This is a genomic window from Mycolicibacterium sp. XJ1819 (assembly GCF_053483675.1).
In genome coordinates this window covers 1-17,733 of the sequence record NZ_JBEFST010000003.1, presented here as the reverse complement: position 1 = coordinate 17,733, position 17,733 = coordinate 1, and the positions used below count along the sequence as shown (strand labels likewise).

Here is a 17,733-nt window from a genome sequence, read left to right as displayed (position 1 = left end):
CCGCTTGCACTTACTCACTCGATTCCAGCGCCGCCCATCCGTCAGCTTGCTCGGCGGCGTCGAGCAGCATCTGAGCCAGCGCACGGGATTGTGCACCGGACAAGGGGCCGTCACCAGCGATATACACGTAGATTTCTGTGGGATTATCTCGGCTGAGCGTCCCATCCGGATGCTGGAGAGCAGACAGATGCACCCCATGTTCGCAGCCGTCCACGCGCTGCTCGTCGGTGTAAACAATCCTGTACAGCTCATCACCATCCAACTCCCATTCAGTGCAACCCGCTGCGCCCCACGGCAGCGCCGGCACACAATCATTGGTCGTCATCGTGGTCCTCCCTCTCCTTTGGTAGTTGCATCCCTTCGGCTATCGGTATCCAGCGCGGCCAGCTGACGAAGCCTCCACTCGTAGAGGGGATCCGCGGCGCGGTACGGCACATGGCCGTCAATGACGAGCTCGAACAGGTCGAGCAGGGATTTGCCACGCTCAGCTCTGCTCTCCGCAAGCAGTCGAGACTTCCAGGAAGGGTCGGACAACGCAGTTGCTAGGCGCACGATCTCCGGGTACATGGCTGCGTTGCGACATGCAGTGCCGGAACCCCGCTGGGTCTCGTCGGGTTCAAGCTCCGCCAAGCGGAAGCTGACGGCTTCCAACGGCTGCCAGTAGTTCCAGTGCTCCACTACCTCGTAGGCATCGGAGATCGCTTGACGAATCGACACCCGGCCATGGCTGCAAATAAGCCGTTGGTGACGTCGGTGTGCATGCAGTATGTCCGCACGTGAAGCACCAATGACTTTCGTGACCGGCCGCGTAGCGTCCACACGGAACGCAGTTCCGTTGAGCCACAGACTATGTACGCTGCAGAACACCTTGTCGTGCGTGGACCAGACTTGTGGGAATGTGATTCGTTCTCCATGCCTCGACGCGCAGTGTGGACAGCCTGGGCCGATGGACTCAACTTCGCGCCGGTGCAGCTGCGGGTAGATTGTCCAATCGGCAGGGACCCGCAGTTCAGGCAGTGCGAAGGCTACAGCGCGGTCACTCATCGACACGCTCTTGCACAAAGCAGCCCGCATCGTTGGTCCACGGCGGGTCAGCAGCGCTTCGAGGCGAGACCTACTGATGCCGTTCGCTTTCGCTAGGCGAGCGAGATATTCGGCAAGTACCTCGTTGGGGAGCGGCTTCACGGGGCGCGGAAGTGTCTGATTGCGACTGCTCGTCGTAAACGTCTGCATGGTTCGGCCTAGCCGGCTTTCGGCGCGCTTGGGTGACTGGTCGCGGACTCTGCCGCATGGTCGATGATGGCTGCGTCGAGCGACTCCCGGCTGACCGCATCTTCTCCGCTGAGGATTGCCGTGATCGCGGCTACGCGAATAAGGTGGCTCAGGCTGCTGATCGACCCGCCCGTTCTTTGATGCAGGTACTTGGAGTTGCGTGTCAGCGTCCCGTCCCTGTGCTTGTAAAGGCGCAGTGCTGACTCCATCGAAGCCACAAGGGATTTCCATTCATCGTTGAATGGAAAGTTGCCTGTCTTTATGAGGACCGAGCGCCCCGAAATCTGTCGGCCGCGGACTCCGGTGAACAGGCCGGAGCGCTCCACGTTGATGCCCGCGTAGACGAAAGTGGCCGGCATGTGCTCGCTGAAGTACTTCAAATGGTCGGACATGTCCTCGCCTGCGGCGCTGGCAAGGTTGAGGTTGTGTATCTCGTCGACGATGACGAGTTCTGTGCGGGCTTCGGTGAGCACATGGCACACGGCGTCTGCGATGTCGGTTGTGTTGTGGCGTTGACGCGTCGGCAGCCCGAGGAAGTTGGCGAACTCCGATGCGAGCTTGCGAGGGGACCCTTTCGGCGGCGTCGTGATGTAGACAACTGGTATGCGATCCTGGCCGGGATACCGGCGACGTACGTTCTGCTCGTGGATCTTCCCGAGCAGCTTGATGGTGGTGGTCTTCCCACTGGCCCAAGGCCCTGACACGATCATGGACCGCCGAGCGCCGCATTCGCGTTGATTGAGCAGGGTCAGCAGGCGTCCTTGGCGAGTGATGTGGCGGACCGTAGAGGTCTCGATGATGACCAACTCCGAGTGATAGGCCATTCGGCGGTCATCGAAGGCGAGCTTCTCCGCACCGGTGAGCGTGCTGTAGGTGTCGTGATTGAGCAAGTCAAACTTTGCTGGTTTCGCGTCGACGAATCTACGCCAGCCATCAAGCGTGACTGACGGCAGCTGGCGCGGGTCGAGGTCAGGTTCGGCGCACTGATCATCAACTGTCATCTTCGAATCACCATGTGTTGGACTCTTTCTCGGCGTCGAATACAGGGAGCGGAATGACATCGGCGATATCGTCGACGTCTTCTACTGAGGCCAGGAAGGGCGCAGGCGATTCTTCTGTCGGGGGGACAGTCGGTGGCAACTCCGCTGCAGCCCGCGTACGCGCGACAACACGGCGGTCCTTCGCAGTCCTGCGACGCCGACGTGGAGACTCCGGCGCGACGGACGCGCGTCCCAGAAGGTCCTCGACTGCTGCGGTGATCGCCTCTTGGGACGTTCGTCGCTCACCTCGACTTGTTTCGAGTTGGCGTGCATGGTCCCACAATGCTGATCCGAACGGTTGTGGTGCGGTCTGTAGCTGCGTCCAGCGGGCCATCAGGTAGCCCTCGCCGTGGTGGTTGCGGACCCAGACGCGGCTAACGTCGTACGGGTCGTAGTGAACCTGCCACTGAACACCCTTGCCTGGCACCCCGGAGATTTCGCCGCGCGCCGGATCCAAGGCGTCGCTGTCGTATACCCGGTAGTCGATGGTGATGCCCGCGGCCGTCACCGTTCGGTACAGGCTGGGGAGCAGGGCGACGTACTGGTGGGAACTCAGGGGCGCCGGGATATAGCCGCTGACGGCGAGCATCGATGCGTACTTCTCGTTCGGCGTCAGCTTCCGTTGCGGATTCAGTGGGTCGCGTAGTCCGTCGTGGGGTCGGTTCTGCCAAGCGACGACGATCCATTCGTCCAGCAGGTCCTGAAGCTCTTGCAGGGAGAAGACGGCATTCTGTTCTGCGTGCTTACCTCGGTTCTCGACCGAGGACCCGAGGTAGCCGGTGACGTATTGTGCGAAAAGGGTTTTCACCGATCCAAGGGTGCGTTCGATGATTGGCTTGTCGGTGGGCTCGTCCTTGTGAGCGGGCTGCATGCTAATCCCGAACGATCTGCATGCGGAACGGAAAGTGGTCGAGAGGTACACCGCACCGCTGTCGTAGACGATGTTCTCGGGAATAATGATGGGGCGCGCAGCAGCGTGGTCGAGTCTGTCGTCGACAGACCGCATGGCGTGGTAGGGAAGGACGGAGTTCGACATCCGGACGGCATCGACCCATCCGGGGCGCATCGGTTCCGGTGTCATCGATTTGGCGAGAAGTAGTGATGCGTCCACCGCCTTCGTTGTTGGTCGCAGCACCGCCGCGACGATGGTGCGCGTCGCAGCGTCAACGAGTCCGGTCAACTCCACTCGGCCCTTCACGGACTCGTCGAGTCGGATCCCCACGTCGAAGGGTGTCGTGTCGATCTGCATCCACTCACCTGGACGGCTTGCGACGACCTTGCTGAACATGCCTTCCGGCTGATGGTTCCTCGTCTGCCGGGTTCGAGCGGATCCGGTCGCGTGGCGCGCCTGGGGGAGTTGCTTCATCAGTCGATGGAAAGTGGTGTGGGAGGGGAGTTTCACTTGGTTGTTGAACCTCTCGACCACTCGCCGGTCCACATGCCATTTCAAGGCGATTTCGGTCCGGGTCGATTGCAGTTCGTTCTCGTTCAGGACCTCCAAGAGCACGCCCACGTATCGATCATCGACGCGTCGGGTTGGCGAGCGTCGGCGATGAAGACGGCCGTCGATGAGCCCGGCGACACCGGACCTTTCGTAGCGCCGGCGGAGTTCCTGAAGGTATTTCAGTCCCAATGGCGTTCCAGCAGCTTCGAGTTCGAGGCACTTGTTGCGCTCGCGCTGCCCAAGTGATGTCGCTCGGACGTCGTACCCATTTCGCGGCTCTGTTTGTGGGGGAGAGCCGATCGGTGTGCCGTCGACTACTTCGGAGATGTGATGCTCGAGCCACAGCACACGCTCTTGGACCTGATTCGGCAGCGTAGAAAAGTAGTCTGGCGGAATCGGGCGGCGACGAACACTAGGGGAGAAGACGTCGAATGAACTGTCCGCGAACAGGTCCGCAATCTTCACAGCGGCGAGCTGACCGTCCTCACGCCGTAGCTTCGCCACCAGTCCGTCGATCGCTACCAGCTCGCAGAGCCTGCCGTCATACCGACAGAAATCGCCGATGATGATCTTGACGGGTTCAGCATTCATCGTTTGGCCAACCGGACGAGAGTACGTTCATCGATCGGTGCCGACTCGATATCAACGTCGATCTCGTGCGTCCATAGAAGGTGATACAGAGTCGGTAGGACCAGAAGAGGCTCACCGACCGCGGTGGCCGCCTCGCTAATTGTCATCGCCTTGCAAGCCAGGTGTGCGGTGAGTTCGGTAGCGAAGTCTTGCCTTCGGTTTCGTTGGTTCCGATAGCCAGCAAGCCAGCGGAGATTTGCGGCTCGGATCGGAGGCTGCTCCGCCGCCCGGCAGAAAGACCAGCCAACCTGTCTGCATAGCTCAGCGGCTGCCTCGAACGCCTCGCGTGAATCATCATCGACGAGTCGGTTCGGCCGAACATCTACAAGTACGCCGTCGCCGGATCTCGTCCGGAGAAAAACGTCGGGAGTGTGCTCACGCTGCCTGCCTGCGGCCGACGGGAAGCGAAAGGTGAGGGGCTGTACTGATATTCCAACGATCTGCGGGTCGAAGTCAGCAGCAATCAGGAAATCGCGTTCGACCCACGATTCGAAGGGAAGGTGCGATTGGGTGGTGAGGCACCACCACTCGCCCGTGAAGTTCTTCTGGCCCTTGTACGACGGCGCTTTGCGGACAGGTGCACATTTCTCCAGCGGCACTGACCACAGCTCATCGACCGGAATTTGAGCGACAAGTTCGCCTTCAGCGGGCCGGTAGTCAATCAGCTCGCCGTTACGAATCTGCGCCGTCGCGCGCCCGTGAGGGGGCACGTTGTTCATCGTATGGCCGCTGTCCGGGATGGCCCTGCTGGACACGCCCGGTCGCGCCTAGTCGAGCACCCTCTCATTGGCAACCACGCGAAGAAGGAAAACCGCGCCACCATGGGTGTGACCTCTTTGAGCGGCTGTGTTGTGTCGTTGTTGTCCGACCTTGGTATGCGCAACATGGGCCGCCGGATCATGCCACCAACGCCTTTGAGGCTGTCTACGGACACCTCGGCCGTGGGCGCGATTAGGTCTGCGTCGGGGACCGATGAAATGGCCCGTGATCCCGACGCCGCGAGCCCCGGCCAATACACTCCGTCGGTGGGTTCGAACACCGTAGAGCACGACACCGTCGCTTCGCGGCAGCTTCTCAAGCTCGCCCTCGACGACGAAATCAAAAGTTGTAGGCGTTGCGACGGGATGAATATCGACGGCGTCACCGCGTCGGCGCCCGGCTACGGCTGCTTGACCTCACCGGTGGCGCTGGTCGGGCAGAGCCTCTGCGAGAAGTGCATGGGAACCCAGATTCCGTTCACCGAGGGCAGTGGCGACCTGGTCGACGAGGGCATTAAGCGCGCGGGCCGCGAGAAGAAGAACCTCTTCATCAGCAACGCGGTACACTGCCACCCGCCGAAGAACCGCGCGTCCCATCAGCACGAGATCGTCAACTGCTCTTCGTACCTGCACCGCGAACTTGAGATCGTCCGGCCGCGGCTGGTGATCACGCTGGGCCGGGACGCCGAACGCGTGCTGAGGTTCTTCTATCCGCGGGCGCGGGTGTCGGTGCCGCCCTTCGAGGCTCCTACTGGACGGCTTCCTAAGGGTGTGCCGTACATCGTCAACGCGAAGCACCCGTCGTGGATACAGCGCCAGCACGACGACGAACTGGAAGACGAGTACGTGTCCAATCTGGCCGCGGCCATCCGGTGGAGCTTCGGTGGCGCTCGCGAGGAAGCCGAATAGGCGACGTGAAATTCCCCGCCGATGATGACGTCCTCGCTCACGGCTTCCAGTTCCGGCCGACATGGTGGGTTCCGCGGGTCGCGGAGGGGTGGGGTACCTTCCTCGAACAGCTGCCTGCCGGCGACCGCGGCTACCGCACAATCACAAGGGCTGATCTGCTCGACACCGCGACCCATCACGGTCTGCCACAGTCACTGCTCGCTGGTTACGTCTGGGGGACCGGTGGCTCGGCGTTCCTCGTCGGGCGCCGCGCACGGGTGTTCCGGGACAACGACTCGCAGCGTGTGGACGAGGCCCTGCGCGCGGTCGCCGATATGCTGCAGCGTGGCCACACCGTCGAGGCCTACACCGCGATGCTGCGGGGGCACCAGCACTACCTCAAACACCTCGGACCGTCGTTCTTCACCAAGTTCCTCTATGCTGCAGACGCCTGTGACCGTCAACCCGGACGAGCTCTGATCCTGGACCAGTTCGTGGCCGTGGCACTGAAAGCTGTTGACGGTTGGGGCATCTCGCGGTACGGCCCGTGGGACCCATCAACCTATGCGAAGTGGATCGACCACGCACACCGCGTCGCAGCCGCCGAGGGTGTGCGCGCGGACGCTGTGGAGATGGCCTACTTCAACCACGGCCGAAGGGTCGCGGCCCGTCGTTGACCGCGGCGTCGACTCCGTGCCCGCTGAGTCGGATCGGGATGCGTACCGCTGCGCAGGCCGACAACACCGCCGAAGGTGTCGCCGAAGAAGAGGAAGCCAGTGAAGCTGGAGAAGTAGGCCATGGCCGATCGAACAGCGCGGCCAACTTCGACCACGGTCCGTGCTACCGAGACGGTATTTATCCGCCCACCAGAGGATCGCCAGCAGTGCCCACGTCGGTTTCATGGATAACAACAGTTATCCCCGAGATCGGGAGTGTCTCGCTCCATCAGTGCGTGCCGCCGGCCCCCACTGCGGGGTGGATAACTGCTGTTATCCATGAGCCGATGTCACGTGTCGCGCTGACGGCGTCCGAACGTAGCTGCTCGCACGTTGAATAAAGCGTGATGCGATCGCACATGCATAGGAGGCATCACGGTGAGCTACATCGACCACACAGCCGCGGCTGAAGCCAAGGCCCATTCGTACGTCAGGGAAGTACTTGAGCTGAACCCGGCCGATCCGATCCCCGACGACTACCAACTTGGCAACGACTACGACGCTCTTCTAAAGGCCTTCCGTGCCGGCGTGTTCTGGGCTCTCGATGAGCTGCCTAACGAAGCGGAAGACGACCGCCGAGGTTAGGACACGTAATTTCGTCGCGGTTCCACTACAGGGTCGGGCGGCGAGCGTCCGGGAACGCGTCGTGCTTTGGCTGCTCGGTCTCCTGCTGCGCGATCGCCGACCACTCCTCGGTCGGTCCGTGCAGGCGGGTCAGCACCACCGTCTCGGACACGGCGGTGTACCGCGCGAGCGCGCAGAGATAGGTACGCATCGCGATCGCCGCGTACATCGTCGTCTGCGCTGTGACCCCCAGCGTCACGTGCATCGCCGCTGTCGACACACCTCCCACCGACGGGCTGGCGGACGCATAGCGGACGAGCCCAGCCTGCCGGAAGCGCCCGTGCGTCGCCGCGGACAGCAACGAGTACGGCAGTCCCGCCAGCTCGTCCTCCTGTAACCCCGACGCCCGGTAGAAGTCCTTCACCAGCTGTGTCTCCGACGGCGGCGCGTCGTCGAGCCCTCGACCTGCGCGGGCGAGGATTGGGGCGTCCCACAGCCGGGGCTTCTTGCGGTAGGTAGCTTCGAGTCCCGCCGTGGCGCCGACAGCCCGGTAGTCGGCGGCGCGGGCGTCGCGTTCGGCAACCGCTTCTTCATCGCCTGACGGGAACGGTAGGCCAAAGAGCGCCGCCAGCTCCTCGTTCAAGAAGCGCCGCAGCCGCTCCTCTTTGGACCCCGCGGTGAGGACGTACCACGCTTTCGCCGCGATGACGGCTGACGTGCGTGCCAGCGGGAATGGTGCCAAGGTGACGAGGTCGGTGCGCAGGATGGCGGCGATCCCGCGGAGCAGGTCGCACTGCTCAAGCCCGACGGCGCCCTGCTGTGTCGCCAAGGTCAGCAAGGTCTGTTTGGACCCCGTCCCGGGGTGGTCGTCGCTCGCGGCTCTGTCCCGCATGGCCTCGCTGCCGATGTTGAACGGGTGCGACAGTTCCGCCTTGAGCAGGCTCTCCGCGGCGTCCACGAACCGCATCACCACGTCGGCGAAGTAGTCGAACTCTGGTGGCGTCAGGCGGCCGGTGAGGGGCGGCGGGGATGTCATCAGTTGAGGGTAGGCACCCGGCCCGACAGGGTCGGGCTGGCTTGCGGAGCGGTCCGAAACTCGGCGGAACCTAACCACCGCCACCGGCGGGCTCGAACCGCATCGCAACCCGACCTGAACGGCTCGGCTCGGCTTACTCGATCCTGTGCTGGTCGAAACATGCCTGGGCGGCCCCCTGCGCGGCCTCATAGGATCCGAACCGGCCGATCTCGACGGCCACCTCGTCGTCCAGGATCACGATCAGCGTCACCACGTCGTCGACGTGCTCCTGCGGCCGCGACGGCCAGATCTCGTACGTGACGCCGTCACAGGTGTTGGCCGCCCAGCCGTGGACGATCATCGACTCAGCGCTGTCGATGTTCCTGTCACCTACCAGCGCCCAGAACAGCTGCGACATGGTGGCCTCCTAGAGGTTCGGGGCCACCTGATGTTGCGGCCCTTCCTCTGTTAGGGGCCTAAGGAGGCTGGAACTACATGTAGATCCGCCCACCCCCTCAGTCCGGCACCTCAACTCCCCCTGCCGCGCACCACTCTGCGAGCGGGCCACCCAGGCGGCCATCCACAAGCTCCTGCGGCTCGTTCGCGTACAGGGCCAGCGCTCGGAGATGGGTCCGGGCCGCGATCGCGGCGAGCACCGTCACCTTGGCCGACGTCTCGGCTGACGAGTGTAGGGCCCGCATCCGCACGCCGAACTCGGTTCGGCCAATGAGGATGGACTCGGAGATACCGGACTGGGTGAAGCGCCCGTGCGTCGCGGCGGAGAGCAACGTATACGGCTTGCCCGCCTGATCTGCTCCAAGACCGGACGCCGTGAAGATGTCCCGGACGATGAGGGTCTCCGACGGCGGCGTGTCCCCATCCTGCTGATCGGAACGGACGAGGTACGGCGCAAGCCCCGGCTTCAGCTTCTTCCTGTGCACGGCCCGCAGGCCGGCACTTTCACCGACGGCCAGGTGATCATCCGTCAGAGCGGCGATGTCGGCGAGCCTGTCCGGATCGTTGAAGTCCCACGCGGCGCCGTAAATGGCGCCCAACTCCTCGTTCAGATAGCGCTGCAGGCGCTCCGCACGGGTAGGGCCACTGACGATGAACCACGCCTTCGCCGCTGTCACCACGCAGGTCCGCGCCAACGGGTACGGCGAGAAGAAGACTTTCTCCGCCGGCAGCGCTGCCGCCGTCCCGCGGAGGAGGTCGCACTGCGCCGCAGTGGCGTAGCCCTGATTCATTGCCAGGTTGGTCAGGGCTGTCTTGGTCCGGGTGCCGAGGTGGTCGCGATCAGCTGCGCGGTCGCGCACAGCCTCGCTGGGGATGCGGGAGAAGGGCTGGCGGAGTTCGCCCGTGATCAGGCTTTCCACCGCGCCGGCGAATCGGAGGACCACTTCGGACAGAGCCGTGTAGGCGGCAGCAGGGACGCCGGGAGGGCGGTTCGTCATGTTCAGCATCATGGGCCAGACGCTAGACCGCGAGGGTGCAGGAGCCGCTGCGCGTCGCACGAAACTCAGTGGAACCGATAGTGGCCTCGGTGCGTCCAACCAGGTTGTTTACGAGCATGCGGAGGATGTCCCGGGCCGGCGCCGCCGCGTGATGCGGATGCGTTCCTCACCCAGGAGCGAGCCTGGCAACGGTTCGTGCGTGGGGCATAGGGGTGACGGCGGTGGAGTGAGAGGCGCTGGCGCGGTTGGTGCCCTAGTCGCTAGGGGGCAAACCTACGGACGTCACGCACCTGCCGCGCCTGGAGCACCGCGAGGGTCCGGGCAGGGTTCCGCACCAGCTCCGCGAGCGACCGGAACTTATCGTGCACGTGCGAGGCGCTGCCGTGAATGCTGCGGACCGCATCCAATAGCTTCCAACGCGTTCGGAAGCCGACCGCCGGCAGGTGCTCCTTCTCCATCGTTTGCCAGTACCGATCTTGGGCCGCCCACAGAGCCTGATCGCACTCGTGGTCCGCATCTGGCAATGTCAACTTGAATTGGCCCCGGTGTGACGGCGAGATTTGGCCCCACATAGGGCGGGTTCAGGCTGTAGCGGGTGGTTTCGGCGTTGGCCCTAGATGATGGCGGTGGGGTTTGCGGTCGACTTTGGCGAGAAGTTCCTCGATGTGCGGTGTGGATCGAGGAGGGCCATCGCGGCCGTTACCGAGGTTGGTTGGCGGCGGCAGTGATCGCTTCGTAGGCGGTGTCGAGTTGGCGTTGGCGGCGCCGGTTGGGTTCGTGGTTGGACTCGGCGGCGAGTGTGTCGATGAGTTCGTCGAGTTCGGTCTCAGTTATCGCGAGGTGAAGCTCGTTGTTGTGGGCGCGGATCGCGAAAACTGCTCTCTGGCAGTCATTGTCGAGGAATGTCAGGGTTCGCAGGATCGTTGCGGTGTCGGCGTCGATGATGATGTCGTGGAGCGGTTGGGCCGCGGTCAACCCGTGTCTGCGTTGGTCGTAGATCGATCCTGCCCAGTTGCTGATGGTGCCGTCGTCCCTGCAGTGATTACAGCGCCAGCCGATGGGTTGATCAGGGTCAGGGCAGACCACCATGATCCGGCCGGGGCAGCGGCGGTTGGCAGGTCGGCGCCGGCAGGGCAGGGCGGTCTCCCATGGGGTGTGGGCGTTGCCGGCGCTGGCTGCGGCGACGATGCCGGCCAGGTGCTCGGCGAGCTTGCGTGCCGGCCCAGGTGTGTCGGGGCCCAGGTCGAGGAAGTGCTGCAGATCGGCGACCAACATGACCTGGTCACTGTATCGGCCGCCTGCGGTGGTGGGGTTCAGGTACTGCTGGGCTCGGTAGTGGAGTTGCGTCGGGTGCGGGCGTGGGCGAGCCGGTAGGAGGTGGTGCCGGTTTCGATGATCTGCCCGGCGAAGGTCAACCGGTCGACGATGGCCGCGCACAGTCGTGGGTCGGTGAAGGTTTTGGTCCATGCCGAGAAGGGTTCGTTGGAGGCGATCGCCACCGCGGAGCGTTCTTCGCGTTCGGTGAGCACCTGGAACAACAACTCCGCGCCACGGCGATCCAGCTGCAGGTAGCCCAGTTCATCGATCAGCAGCAGATCGACCCGACCGTAGCGGGTGATCAGCTTGCTCAGCTGGGCGTCATCAGCGGCTTCGACGAGCTCGTTGACCAGCTTGCTGGCCAGGGTGTAGCGCACGCGGTAGCCGGTCTCGGCGGCCAGGGTTCCCAGCCCGATCAGCAGGTGGGTTTTGCCGGTCCCGGAGTCACCGATCAAACACAACGGTTCGCCAGCTTTGACCCAGGCGCAGCTGGCCAGCGTCCCGATCACCGCCGGACTGATCGCTGGGTTGGCCTCAAAGCTGAACTCGTCGAGCCGCTTTGGCCGGGGGAACCCGGCATCGCGCACGCGGCGCTCAGCGCGGCGACGGTCGCGGTCCTCGCACTCGGCGATCACCAGCTCCGATAAGAACCCCAGATAGGACTGTTGTTCACGTTCGGCCGCGGCGGCGATCTCGGCGAACCGGTCGCGGATCGTGGGGAGCCGCAGCATGCGGGCGCCCTGTTCGATCGCCGCGACCGCGGCCTGATCGGTGACAGTGCGACGCTGCGGACTCATGAGCTCTGCCGACCCAACAGGGTGTCGTAGGCGAGCACCGACGGCAGCGGACGCTCATCGACGACCACTATCCCCAGACGGTGCTCGGCCACAAGAAGCAGCTCTGCGCTGTGGACCGATCCGGCCGAAAGTCCTGCGCCGCCGCGGCGCTGTTCGGCAGCCTTGCGGGCCTCCAACGCCACCACATCAGCATTGGCTGAGCCCACCGACAACGCGGCACTGATTCCGGCCAACACATCAGCGCGATCCAGATGGCGGTGCAACAGCAGCACTTCCACCAGGGCACGGGTGCCCGCGGCATCACCATGAGTCTGACGAGCGGCCGCCCACCACGCGTCATGCTCTGCGGTGAACACCTTGGCTGCCCGGGCCTGAGCCAACGCGGTGGCCCCGGGCAGCGCACCGGGCTTGCGGGCCAGGATCTCCAGATAGTGGTCGAGCTCCAGCACTTTGGTGCCCCTACCGACCGCCCGCGGATGCCGCGCCACCTCGATGGTGCGGTCATAGACGGTGACATGGGAGGCCGACAGCTTCACCCGAACCCGATGACCGATCAACCGGGCCGGCACCGAATACTGATTGCAGCGCACCATGATCTGGGCATACCGATCCACCCGCGGGGTCAACGTCAACGCCGTATCAAAGGGCTCCTCGGCAACCGGCTGCAGGAACTGCCTCTCGACATCCCAGTCCTGACCAACACTAGTGGCGCGGTTAGCGATCCGACGATGATCATCGGCGTCATCAGCAGCGGCTAGCATCGCGTTGAGCTCGTCGATTGAATCGACCACCGGCATCGGCACGCAGTGGTTACGGCGGAACCGGCCGCCTTCACCCTCCACACCGCCCTTCTCGTGACTGCCCTCGTGACCGGGCTGGCAGTACCAGGCCTCAAAGCCATAGTGCGACCGGAAGGCGATCCAGCGCTCGTTCTCCTGACGGGAGCGTCCGAACAGCACCTGCTTGACCGCGCTGTTGAGGTTGTCGTATCGGATCTTGTCGACCGGAACCCCGCCCAGACGGGCGAACCCGTAGACGTGGCCTTCCAGGAACGCCTCCTGCCCTTGGGTTGCGAACGCCCGATGCGCTGCGCGCCCCGAGAACGACAACCGCATCGTGAACAGCGCGGTCTTGGTCTTCACCCCGGCCAGCACCACCCACAGATCATGGAAGTCGACCTCAGCCTCCGCGCCCGGGCGATACGTCTGGGGCACGAACCCCGCCTCCAACGCCTGGCCCGCCGCGGCCGCGATCTGCGGGCGACGTTTACGGACGTGGTCACGCACCGTCGAGTACGACAAACCCGCGGCGCCATGCTCATCGACCAGGCGCGCCAGAACCCTTCGCGCGGTGTGGCGTTGCTTCTTCGGAGCCTCCAGATCCGACCGCAACATCTCGTCGATGGCTGCCTTAAACGGCTCCAAGCGCGGCGCCACCCGCGGCGCGGTCTTGCGCGGTGGTGGCACCGCCGATTCCAACGCCTGGCGCACCGTGCGTCGATGCACCCGATGCTTGTCGGCCAGCGCCAGGATCGACAGGCCCTCGACCCGATGATCCCGGCGGATCGCCGCGAACTGTTCCACCTTTGACCTCACCCTCCAGCCACCACCCTCGTCACAAGCGGTCCGGGCCGTCCGAACCACACGTGATCACTGTCAGGTGGGGCCAATTCACGTCGTCAGAACCGACGCGGAGTGTCGTGAAGACGGGGCCGAATCAGACCGTCACAACGGGCACACCCGCGACCACACGAGTGGAGCCATTTCTAACCGTCCACCCGGGGCCAAATCAGGCTGTCACAGCCACCGCATCGGCGATCGCGGTGATCTCCGGGGTCCGCCGCTTTAGCAGGTCTATGCGGCTGAGCCCGTCTGTGCACGGCCGCCGGGCTTCCACCCGGTCGAGGTCTGCGATGTAGGAGGTGAAGGCATCTCGTGACGTCGTCGATTCCTCCGTGTCTAGGCTGAGCGGGACCGCGAGGGTCTGCAGGTGCGTGATCGCCGACGGCACCACTGCAAGGGAGATCGACCCAGGGTGCTCGTGCACGTTGACGTAACGCACCAGCGGGAACCCCGCGTCGTACAGGTTGCTGAGCCACACGTTGCCCATGAAGTCGCTGAGCTCCTGGCCCAGCGGGGACACCTCCGCGGGTGGGCACGCGATGCGGACCCGGTGCAAGTAGAACTGACTCTCCGCGTCCGACTGGTTGTGCATGCGGCGGAACATGTTCTCGATCGCCGACTCGAAGGTGCCCAGGTGCGTCGCACTCGCTGTCGGTGACTCGTCGATCGGCGGCCAGTCCGCACGGGTGCTGGTGTGGTACCAGACCAGGCGTTCGATCTCGGCGGGAACCGTCGCGACGTCGGACGGGTCAGTGAGCGCTGGATACTCCTCTTGCGCCGAGACGTCGTGTCCAGAAGAGCAGGTACGGGATTTACCGTTGGCACGGTCCTCGAACGTCATGACCACGCGGTCGCGGCACACCGGACACTCGAACCAGCATGCGTCGTAGGAGAAGTCGACCGGCCGCTCGATTCCGCCGCCGAGGTTGCCGCTCATCGGGGGGGCTGAATGAACAACGCCCGGTGGAACTGCGGCTTGCCGTCCCGATGATCGAATCGGTGCCATCCGAGCGACGCCCAGAACTCGTCTGCCTCCTCGCTATAGGCGAACAGCCTGCGCCCGCGGTGCCGCTCCGCGAGACCCTGCACCACCCGGGTGCCGATCCCGCGGCGGGCCGCGGTGGTGGCCAGCTCGATCAACTGGATCTCGAGGCGCTCGTCTTCAGCGAGATCGGGCACACCTGTGTATTCCGGGTTGATGCCGCCGGGGTCATCGAGTTCCACCCGCGCCACCTCGGCGTCGTCCTCGAGCACCTGCACGAACCACGGCTCGTCTACGTAGTGATAGCGGACATCGTCCCACCACTGGTCGTTCTCGTAGCCGACCGACCAGTCGAAGGGCGGCACCCACAAGTACTTGTCCGCCGGCCCGCGACGGAGGTCGATGAACTCCAGGGTCACGCCGTGGAGCCTACGACCGGGCTCCGACACCCCGGCCTGGCGATGCAACCCTCACCTTAGTGTCCGTCCGCGCCGATAAGCTCCCGCCATGTCGCAGCTGCCGATCTGGGCCACCATATTGACCTCCGGTGCGGCCGGCGCCCTCGTGACCGTGCTTGTGAACCGCTTCGTCGTCGGGCCCAGGCCGGACCTGCGACTGTCCTCGTCGACTGCACTCGTCGAAGACATGGAACGGGTCACACGAAAGAACGAGGGCAACTTCACCGGCATGGACTGGATGCCGCTGGGGTGGGTGCGTCTGACCAACCACGGCGACGGCATAGCGCACGATGTGAAGCTGACCGGCCAGCGGTGCCGGCCGCGGGTGTGGATCGGCGATTCTGGTGTGAAACCATACGCTGGGCAACCGGTCGAGGCCGAATACCCACTGTGGAGCAACACCATCGCGGCAATCGAACCCGGCGAATCCGTAAACGTATGCGTCGTCGCGCGCCATGATCCCTCGCAATCTAAGCCGACCGTCACCGCCGCGTGGCCACGGCTAGCTGGCCGGCGGTGGGCGGGGAGCCGCACCGTCACCTACGACTTCGCGAACTCACGACAGGTCGAGCATGGGATGCCCGGGCAGACGGCGCTCGGCGAGGCATGAGGTGGCAGGCCTGGAAGCAACTGGCGGGGATTTAGCGAAACGGTCACACCCGCGTCAAGCGAAGAGCGACCGGTAGAGCTCACGCGCGCCGGGCTGAGGTCCGTTCTCGCCCGTATTGGCGAATCGAAGACTGACATGGGTAGTTCATGGATAACGAAGATTATCCATGAACGCACCGGAAGACGTTGTAACACTGATTATTTGGCACTTGTGCTACGTTCGTTAGTCCGTCGCGGCGACGTATCTGGCTTCGGTCAGCGTTGATGCCGGTCGCGGAGACTTCACCGGTGGGCTGTTGCATCCCGTCGGGCGCGGTGACGCGCGGCGCTCATGTTTCCCTGGAAACGCACGACGTCCTGGCCACCCGCATCAAGGAAGCGGGTCGGAGCCACGAGAGGGGACGCCACAGAGCCGAAAGCTCACAGTGACAAAAGGGTTAGGCTGAAGGCCCATCGATGAAATAGGAAAGAATCTCGGGTTTCGCGGATGTGCAGCCAACCGCCGGCAATGAATCATGAATTCTCAGACCCATCCGAATTCCAAGGGATGAGGACGGATGATCCGCGCCGTGCCGCCGAACATTGTCGGGATCTCGGCGACTCTGCACTGATCGGGGCAGCCATGGATGAGCCAGTGTCGGCCTCCAAGCTGCCGGTGCGAACATTTGGACAGCTCCCAGAACTGCATGTTCCAGAAGACTTTGACGAACCGCTAACAGACGCGGAGAACGCTGTCTGGGAAGCCGATTCAGCAGATTAATTCGACTCAACGCATGCGACAGTTGGGTTCCTTAGGGCCCCCGCAACGCCCTTATTACGTCACAGTGACGAAAAACGGTGGGGTGCCGGGGTGGCGCAGGCGGGGCAAGTGTGCGTCCAGTGAGCTCGATTGGCGGACTCGGCGCGAGAGGTCCGATCACACGACCAGCGCGGAAGCATCACGAGATGCACAGGCCGATAGGCGAATGACTGAAAACCGTGTGCGCTCGGTCGGCGCAGTAGTGAAAAAGTCGGAGATCAACTGCAAAACGACAGCGCTGTACCAAGCGTCGGCCAACCGCACCAACTGGATCTACGGAATTGCCGATAAGCTACATTATGTCAACTTAGGCTTTCGGTATCGACCAGTGCACGGAGTTCGGACAGGCACCCTGTCTCAGTGGCGGATTCACGGTGGATTTGGCGGCTGACGGAATCCAGCCGAAGTCTCAGTAGCGGGAACAGTACGCGAGCGCGGCCGGTTGATCACTGACATGCCCACAGGTCTTGTCATCCATCCAAGCCCGGACGCCGTCAACGCGGTTGACGATGCGATCGCGCAGGCGGCCGCCGCCTATGACCTCGGTGTCCGGCAGATCTGGCTGGCGCAGCGCTTCGACCACGACGCGATCGCGCTGGCCGGACTCATCGGTGCGGCCGTGCCCGGCCTGGGTGTCGGCACCTCCGTCGTCCCGATCAATCCCCGTCATCCGCTGCTGGTGGCTTCGGCGGCGCAAACTGCCCAGGCCGCCTCGCACGGCAATTTCAGCCTGGGCCTTGGGCTCGGCGGACATGAGCCGGAACGGATGGCGTTCGGGGCCACCTGGCCCGACCCGGTCGGCAGGCTGCGTGAACACCTGACGGTGCTGCGTTCGGTGTTCGACACCGCGACGGTGGACTACCACGGTAAGTACCTGTCCGCCGCCCCCGAGTGGTCGGTCACCGTGCCCGGCGGCACTCCCGTACCGGTCTACGTCGCAGCCATGGGCCCCAAAGCACTTCAGGTGACCGGCGAACTCGCGGACGGGACGCTGCCGTATCTGGCGGGCCCGCGCACGATCGCCGAGTTCATCGAACCCACCATCGCGAATGCCGCTGCCGATGCCGGCCGACCGGCTCCGCGGATCATCGCCGTGGTGCCCGTGCTGGTCGCCGACGACGAGGACGCAGCACGTGACGAGGTGGCCGCCGAACTGGCCTTCTATGAGACGATCCCGTCGTATCAGAAGATCATTGCGCGCGAAAACCTCTCGGGGGCAGTCGACTTGGCGGCGATCGGTCCCGCCGATGTGGTCGTCCGGCAGCTGCGGCGCTACGCGGACGCGGGTGCCGCCGACGTGGTGCTCACCCCGGTCGGCCGATCCGACGCCGCGACTCTGAGTGCCCTGCGGGAGGTGGCGGCGTCGTT

18 protein-coding genes are annotated in these 17,733 nt (G+C 64.1%); 5 read left to right on the top strand and 13 right to left on the bottom strand.

Annotated elements, in window-relative coordinates; all coding sequences use genetic code 11:
- Positions 1-10: 10 nt before the first annotated feature.
- From ABQE89_RS03655 to ABQE89_RS03635, 5 genes are all read right to left on the bottom strand, one after another.
- Positions 11-325, bottom strand: coding sequence for a hypothetical protein (locus tag ABQE89_RS03655; protein WP_448414247.1), 315 nt, complete (start codon positions 323-325; stop codon positions 11-13).
- Positions 322-717: a hypothetical protein gene (locus ABQE89_RS03650; protein ID WP_448414245.1), complete on the bottom strand. Its 396-nt coding sequence runs from the start codon at positions 715-717 to the stop codon at positions 322-324. Before ABQE89_RS03650 ends, ABQE89_RS03655 begins: the two co-directional genes overlap by 4 nt.
- A 524-nt stretch (positions 718-1,241) precedes the next feature.
- Positions 1,242-2,273, bottom strand: coding sequence for a TniB family NTP-binding protein (locus ABQE89_RS03645; protein WP_448414243.1), 1,032 nt, complete (start codon positions 2,271-2,273; stop codon positions 1,242-1,244).
- Positions 2,274-2,280: 7 nt separating this feature from the next.
- Positions 2,281-4,347, bottom strand: a complete 2,067-nt coding sequence (locus ABQE89_RS03640) for a Mu transposase C-terminal domain-containing protein (RefSeq protein ID WP_448414241.1) — start codon at positions 4,345-4,347, stop codon at positions 2,281-2,283.
- Positions 4,344-5,105 (bottom strand): TnsA-like heteromeric transposase endonuclease subunit, encoded by a 762-nt coding sequence (locus ABQE89_RS03635; RefSeq protein ID WP_448414239.1) that lies wholly within the window; start codon positions 5,103-5,105, stop codon positions 4,344-4,346. Before ABQE89_RS03635 ends, ABQE89_RS03640 begins: the two co-directional genes overlap by 4 nt.
- A 306-nt stretch (positions 5,106-5,411) precedes the next feature.
- On the opposite strand from ABQE89_RS03635, the gene ABQE89_RS03630 reads away from it, so the two are divergent.
- From ABQE89_RS03630 to ABQE89_RS03620, 3 genes are all read left to right on the top strand, one after another.
- Entirely contained in the window at positions 5,412-6,053 is a 642-nt protein-coding gene (locus ABQE89_RS03630) for a uracil-DNA glycosylase family protein (RefSeq protein ID WP_238886632.1), read from the top strand.
- Between the two features lie 5 nt (positions 6,054-6,058).
- Positions 6,059-6,709 (top strand): 8-oxoguanine DNA glycosylase OGG fold protein, encoded by a 651-nt coding sequence (locus ABQE89_RS03625; RefSeq protein ID WP_448414237.1) that lies wholly within the window; start codon positions 6,059-6,061, stop codon positions 6,707-6,709.
- Positions 6,710-7,126: 417 nt separating this feature from the next.
- Complete coding sequence (locus tag ABQE89_RS03620; RefSeq protein WP_068199820.1) at positions 7,127-7,333, top strand: hypothetical protein; 207 nt, start codon at positions 7,127-7,129, stop codon at positions 7,331-7,333.
- Between the two features lie 25 nt (positions 7,334-7,358).
- Here ABQE89_RS03620 and ABQE89_RS03615 read toward each other — a convergent pair whose 3' ends face one another.
- The 8 genes from ABQE89_RS03615 to ABQE89_RS03580 all read right to left on the bottom strand — a co-directional run bounded on the left by ABQE89_RS03615 (position 7,359) and on the right by ABQE89_RS03580 (position 14,918).
- Positions 7,359-8,348 (bottom strand): hypothetical protein, encoded by a 990-nt coding sequence (locus ABQE89_RS03615; protein WP_448414234.1) that lies wholly within the window; start codon positions 8,346-8,348, stop codon positions 7,359-7,361.
- A 133-nt stretch (positions 8,349-8,481) separates the two neighbouring features.
- Positions 8,482-8,745: a hypothetical protein gene (locus ABQE89_RS03610; protein WP_448414233.1), complete on the bottom strand. Its 264-nt coding sequence runs from the start codon at positions 8,743-8,745 to the stop codon at positions 8,482-8,484.
- A 97-nt stretch (positions 8,746-8,842) separates the two neighbouring features.
- Entirely contained in the window at positions 8,843-9,793 is a 951-nt protein-coding gene (locus tag ABQE89_RS03605) for a hypothetical protein (protein WP_448414231.1), read from the bottom strand.
- Positions 9,794-10,480: 687 nt separating this feature from the next.
- On the bottom strand, positions 10,481-11,056 hold the full coding sequence (locus tag ABQE89_RS03600) for a hypothetical protein (protein WP_448414229.1): 576 nt from the start codon (positions 11,054-11,056) through the stop codon (positions 10,481-10,483).
- A gap of 38 nt (positions 11,057-11,094) precedes the next feature.
- Positions 11,095-11,895 carry an IS21-like element helper ATPase IstB gene (gene istB / locus ABQE89_RS03595; RefSeq protein WP_448414227.1) on the bottom strand — a complete coding sequence of 267 codons (801 nt, stop codon included), beginning with the start codon at positions 11,893-11,895 and terminating at the stop codon, positions 11,095-11,097.
- Positions 11,892-13,490, bottom strand: coding sequence for an IS21 family transposase (gene istA / locus ABQE89_RS03590; RefSeq protein WP_448414225.1), 1,599 nt, complete (start codon positions 13,488-13,490; stop codon positions 11,892-11,894). Before istA ends, istB begins: the two co-directional genes overlap by 4 nt.
- A gap of 193 nt (positions 13,491-13,683) precedes the next feature.
- On the bottom strand, positions 13,684-14,454 hold the full coding sequence (locus ABQE89_RS03585; RefSeq protein WP_448414223.1) for a hypothetical protein: 771 nt from the start codon (positions 14,452-14,454) through the stop codon (positions 13,684-13,686).
- A complete protein-coding gene (locus tag ABQE89_RS03580) occupies positions 14,451-14,918 on the bottom strand; it encodes a GNAT family N-acetyltransferase (RefSeq protein WP_448414221.1) in 468 nt (155 codons plus the stop codon). The genes ABQE89_RS03585 and ABQE89_RS03580 overlap by 4 nt, the downstream gene beginning before the upstream one ends.
- Before the next feature lie 88 nt (positions 14,919-15,006).
- Between ABQE89_RS03580 and ABQE89_RS03575 the strand changes: the two genes are divergently transcribed.
- Both ABQE89_RS03575 and ABQE89_RS03570 read left to right on the top strand, forming a co-directional pair.
- A complete protein-coding gene (locus tag ABQE89_RS03575) occupies positions 15,007-15,567 on the top strand; it encodes a hypothetical protein (protein ID WP_068199814.1) in 561 nt (186 codons plus the stop codon).
- A 1,252-nt stretch (positions 15,568-16,819) separates the two neighbouring features.
- Positions 16,820-17,733, top strand: a 914-nt coding sequence (locus ABQE89_RS03570; RefSeq protein WP_448414219.1) for a TIGR03564 family F420-dependent LLM class oxidoreductase, incomplete at its 3' end; no start/stop codon positions are given.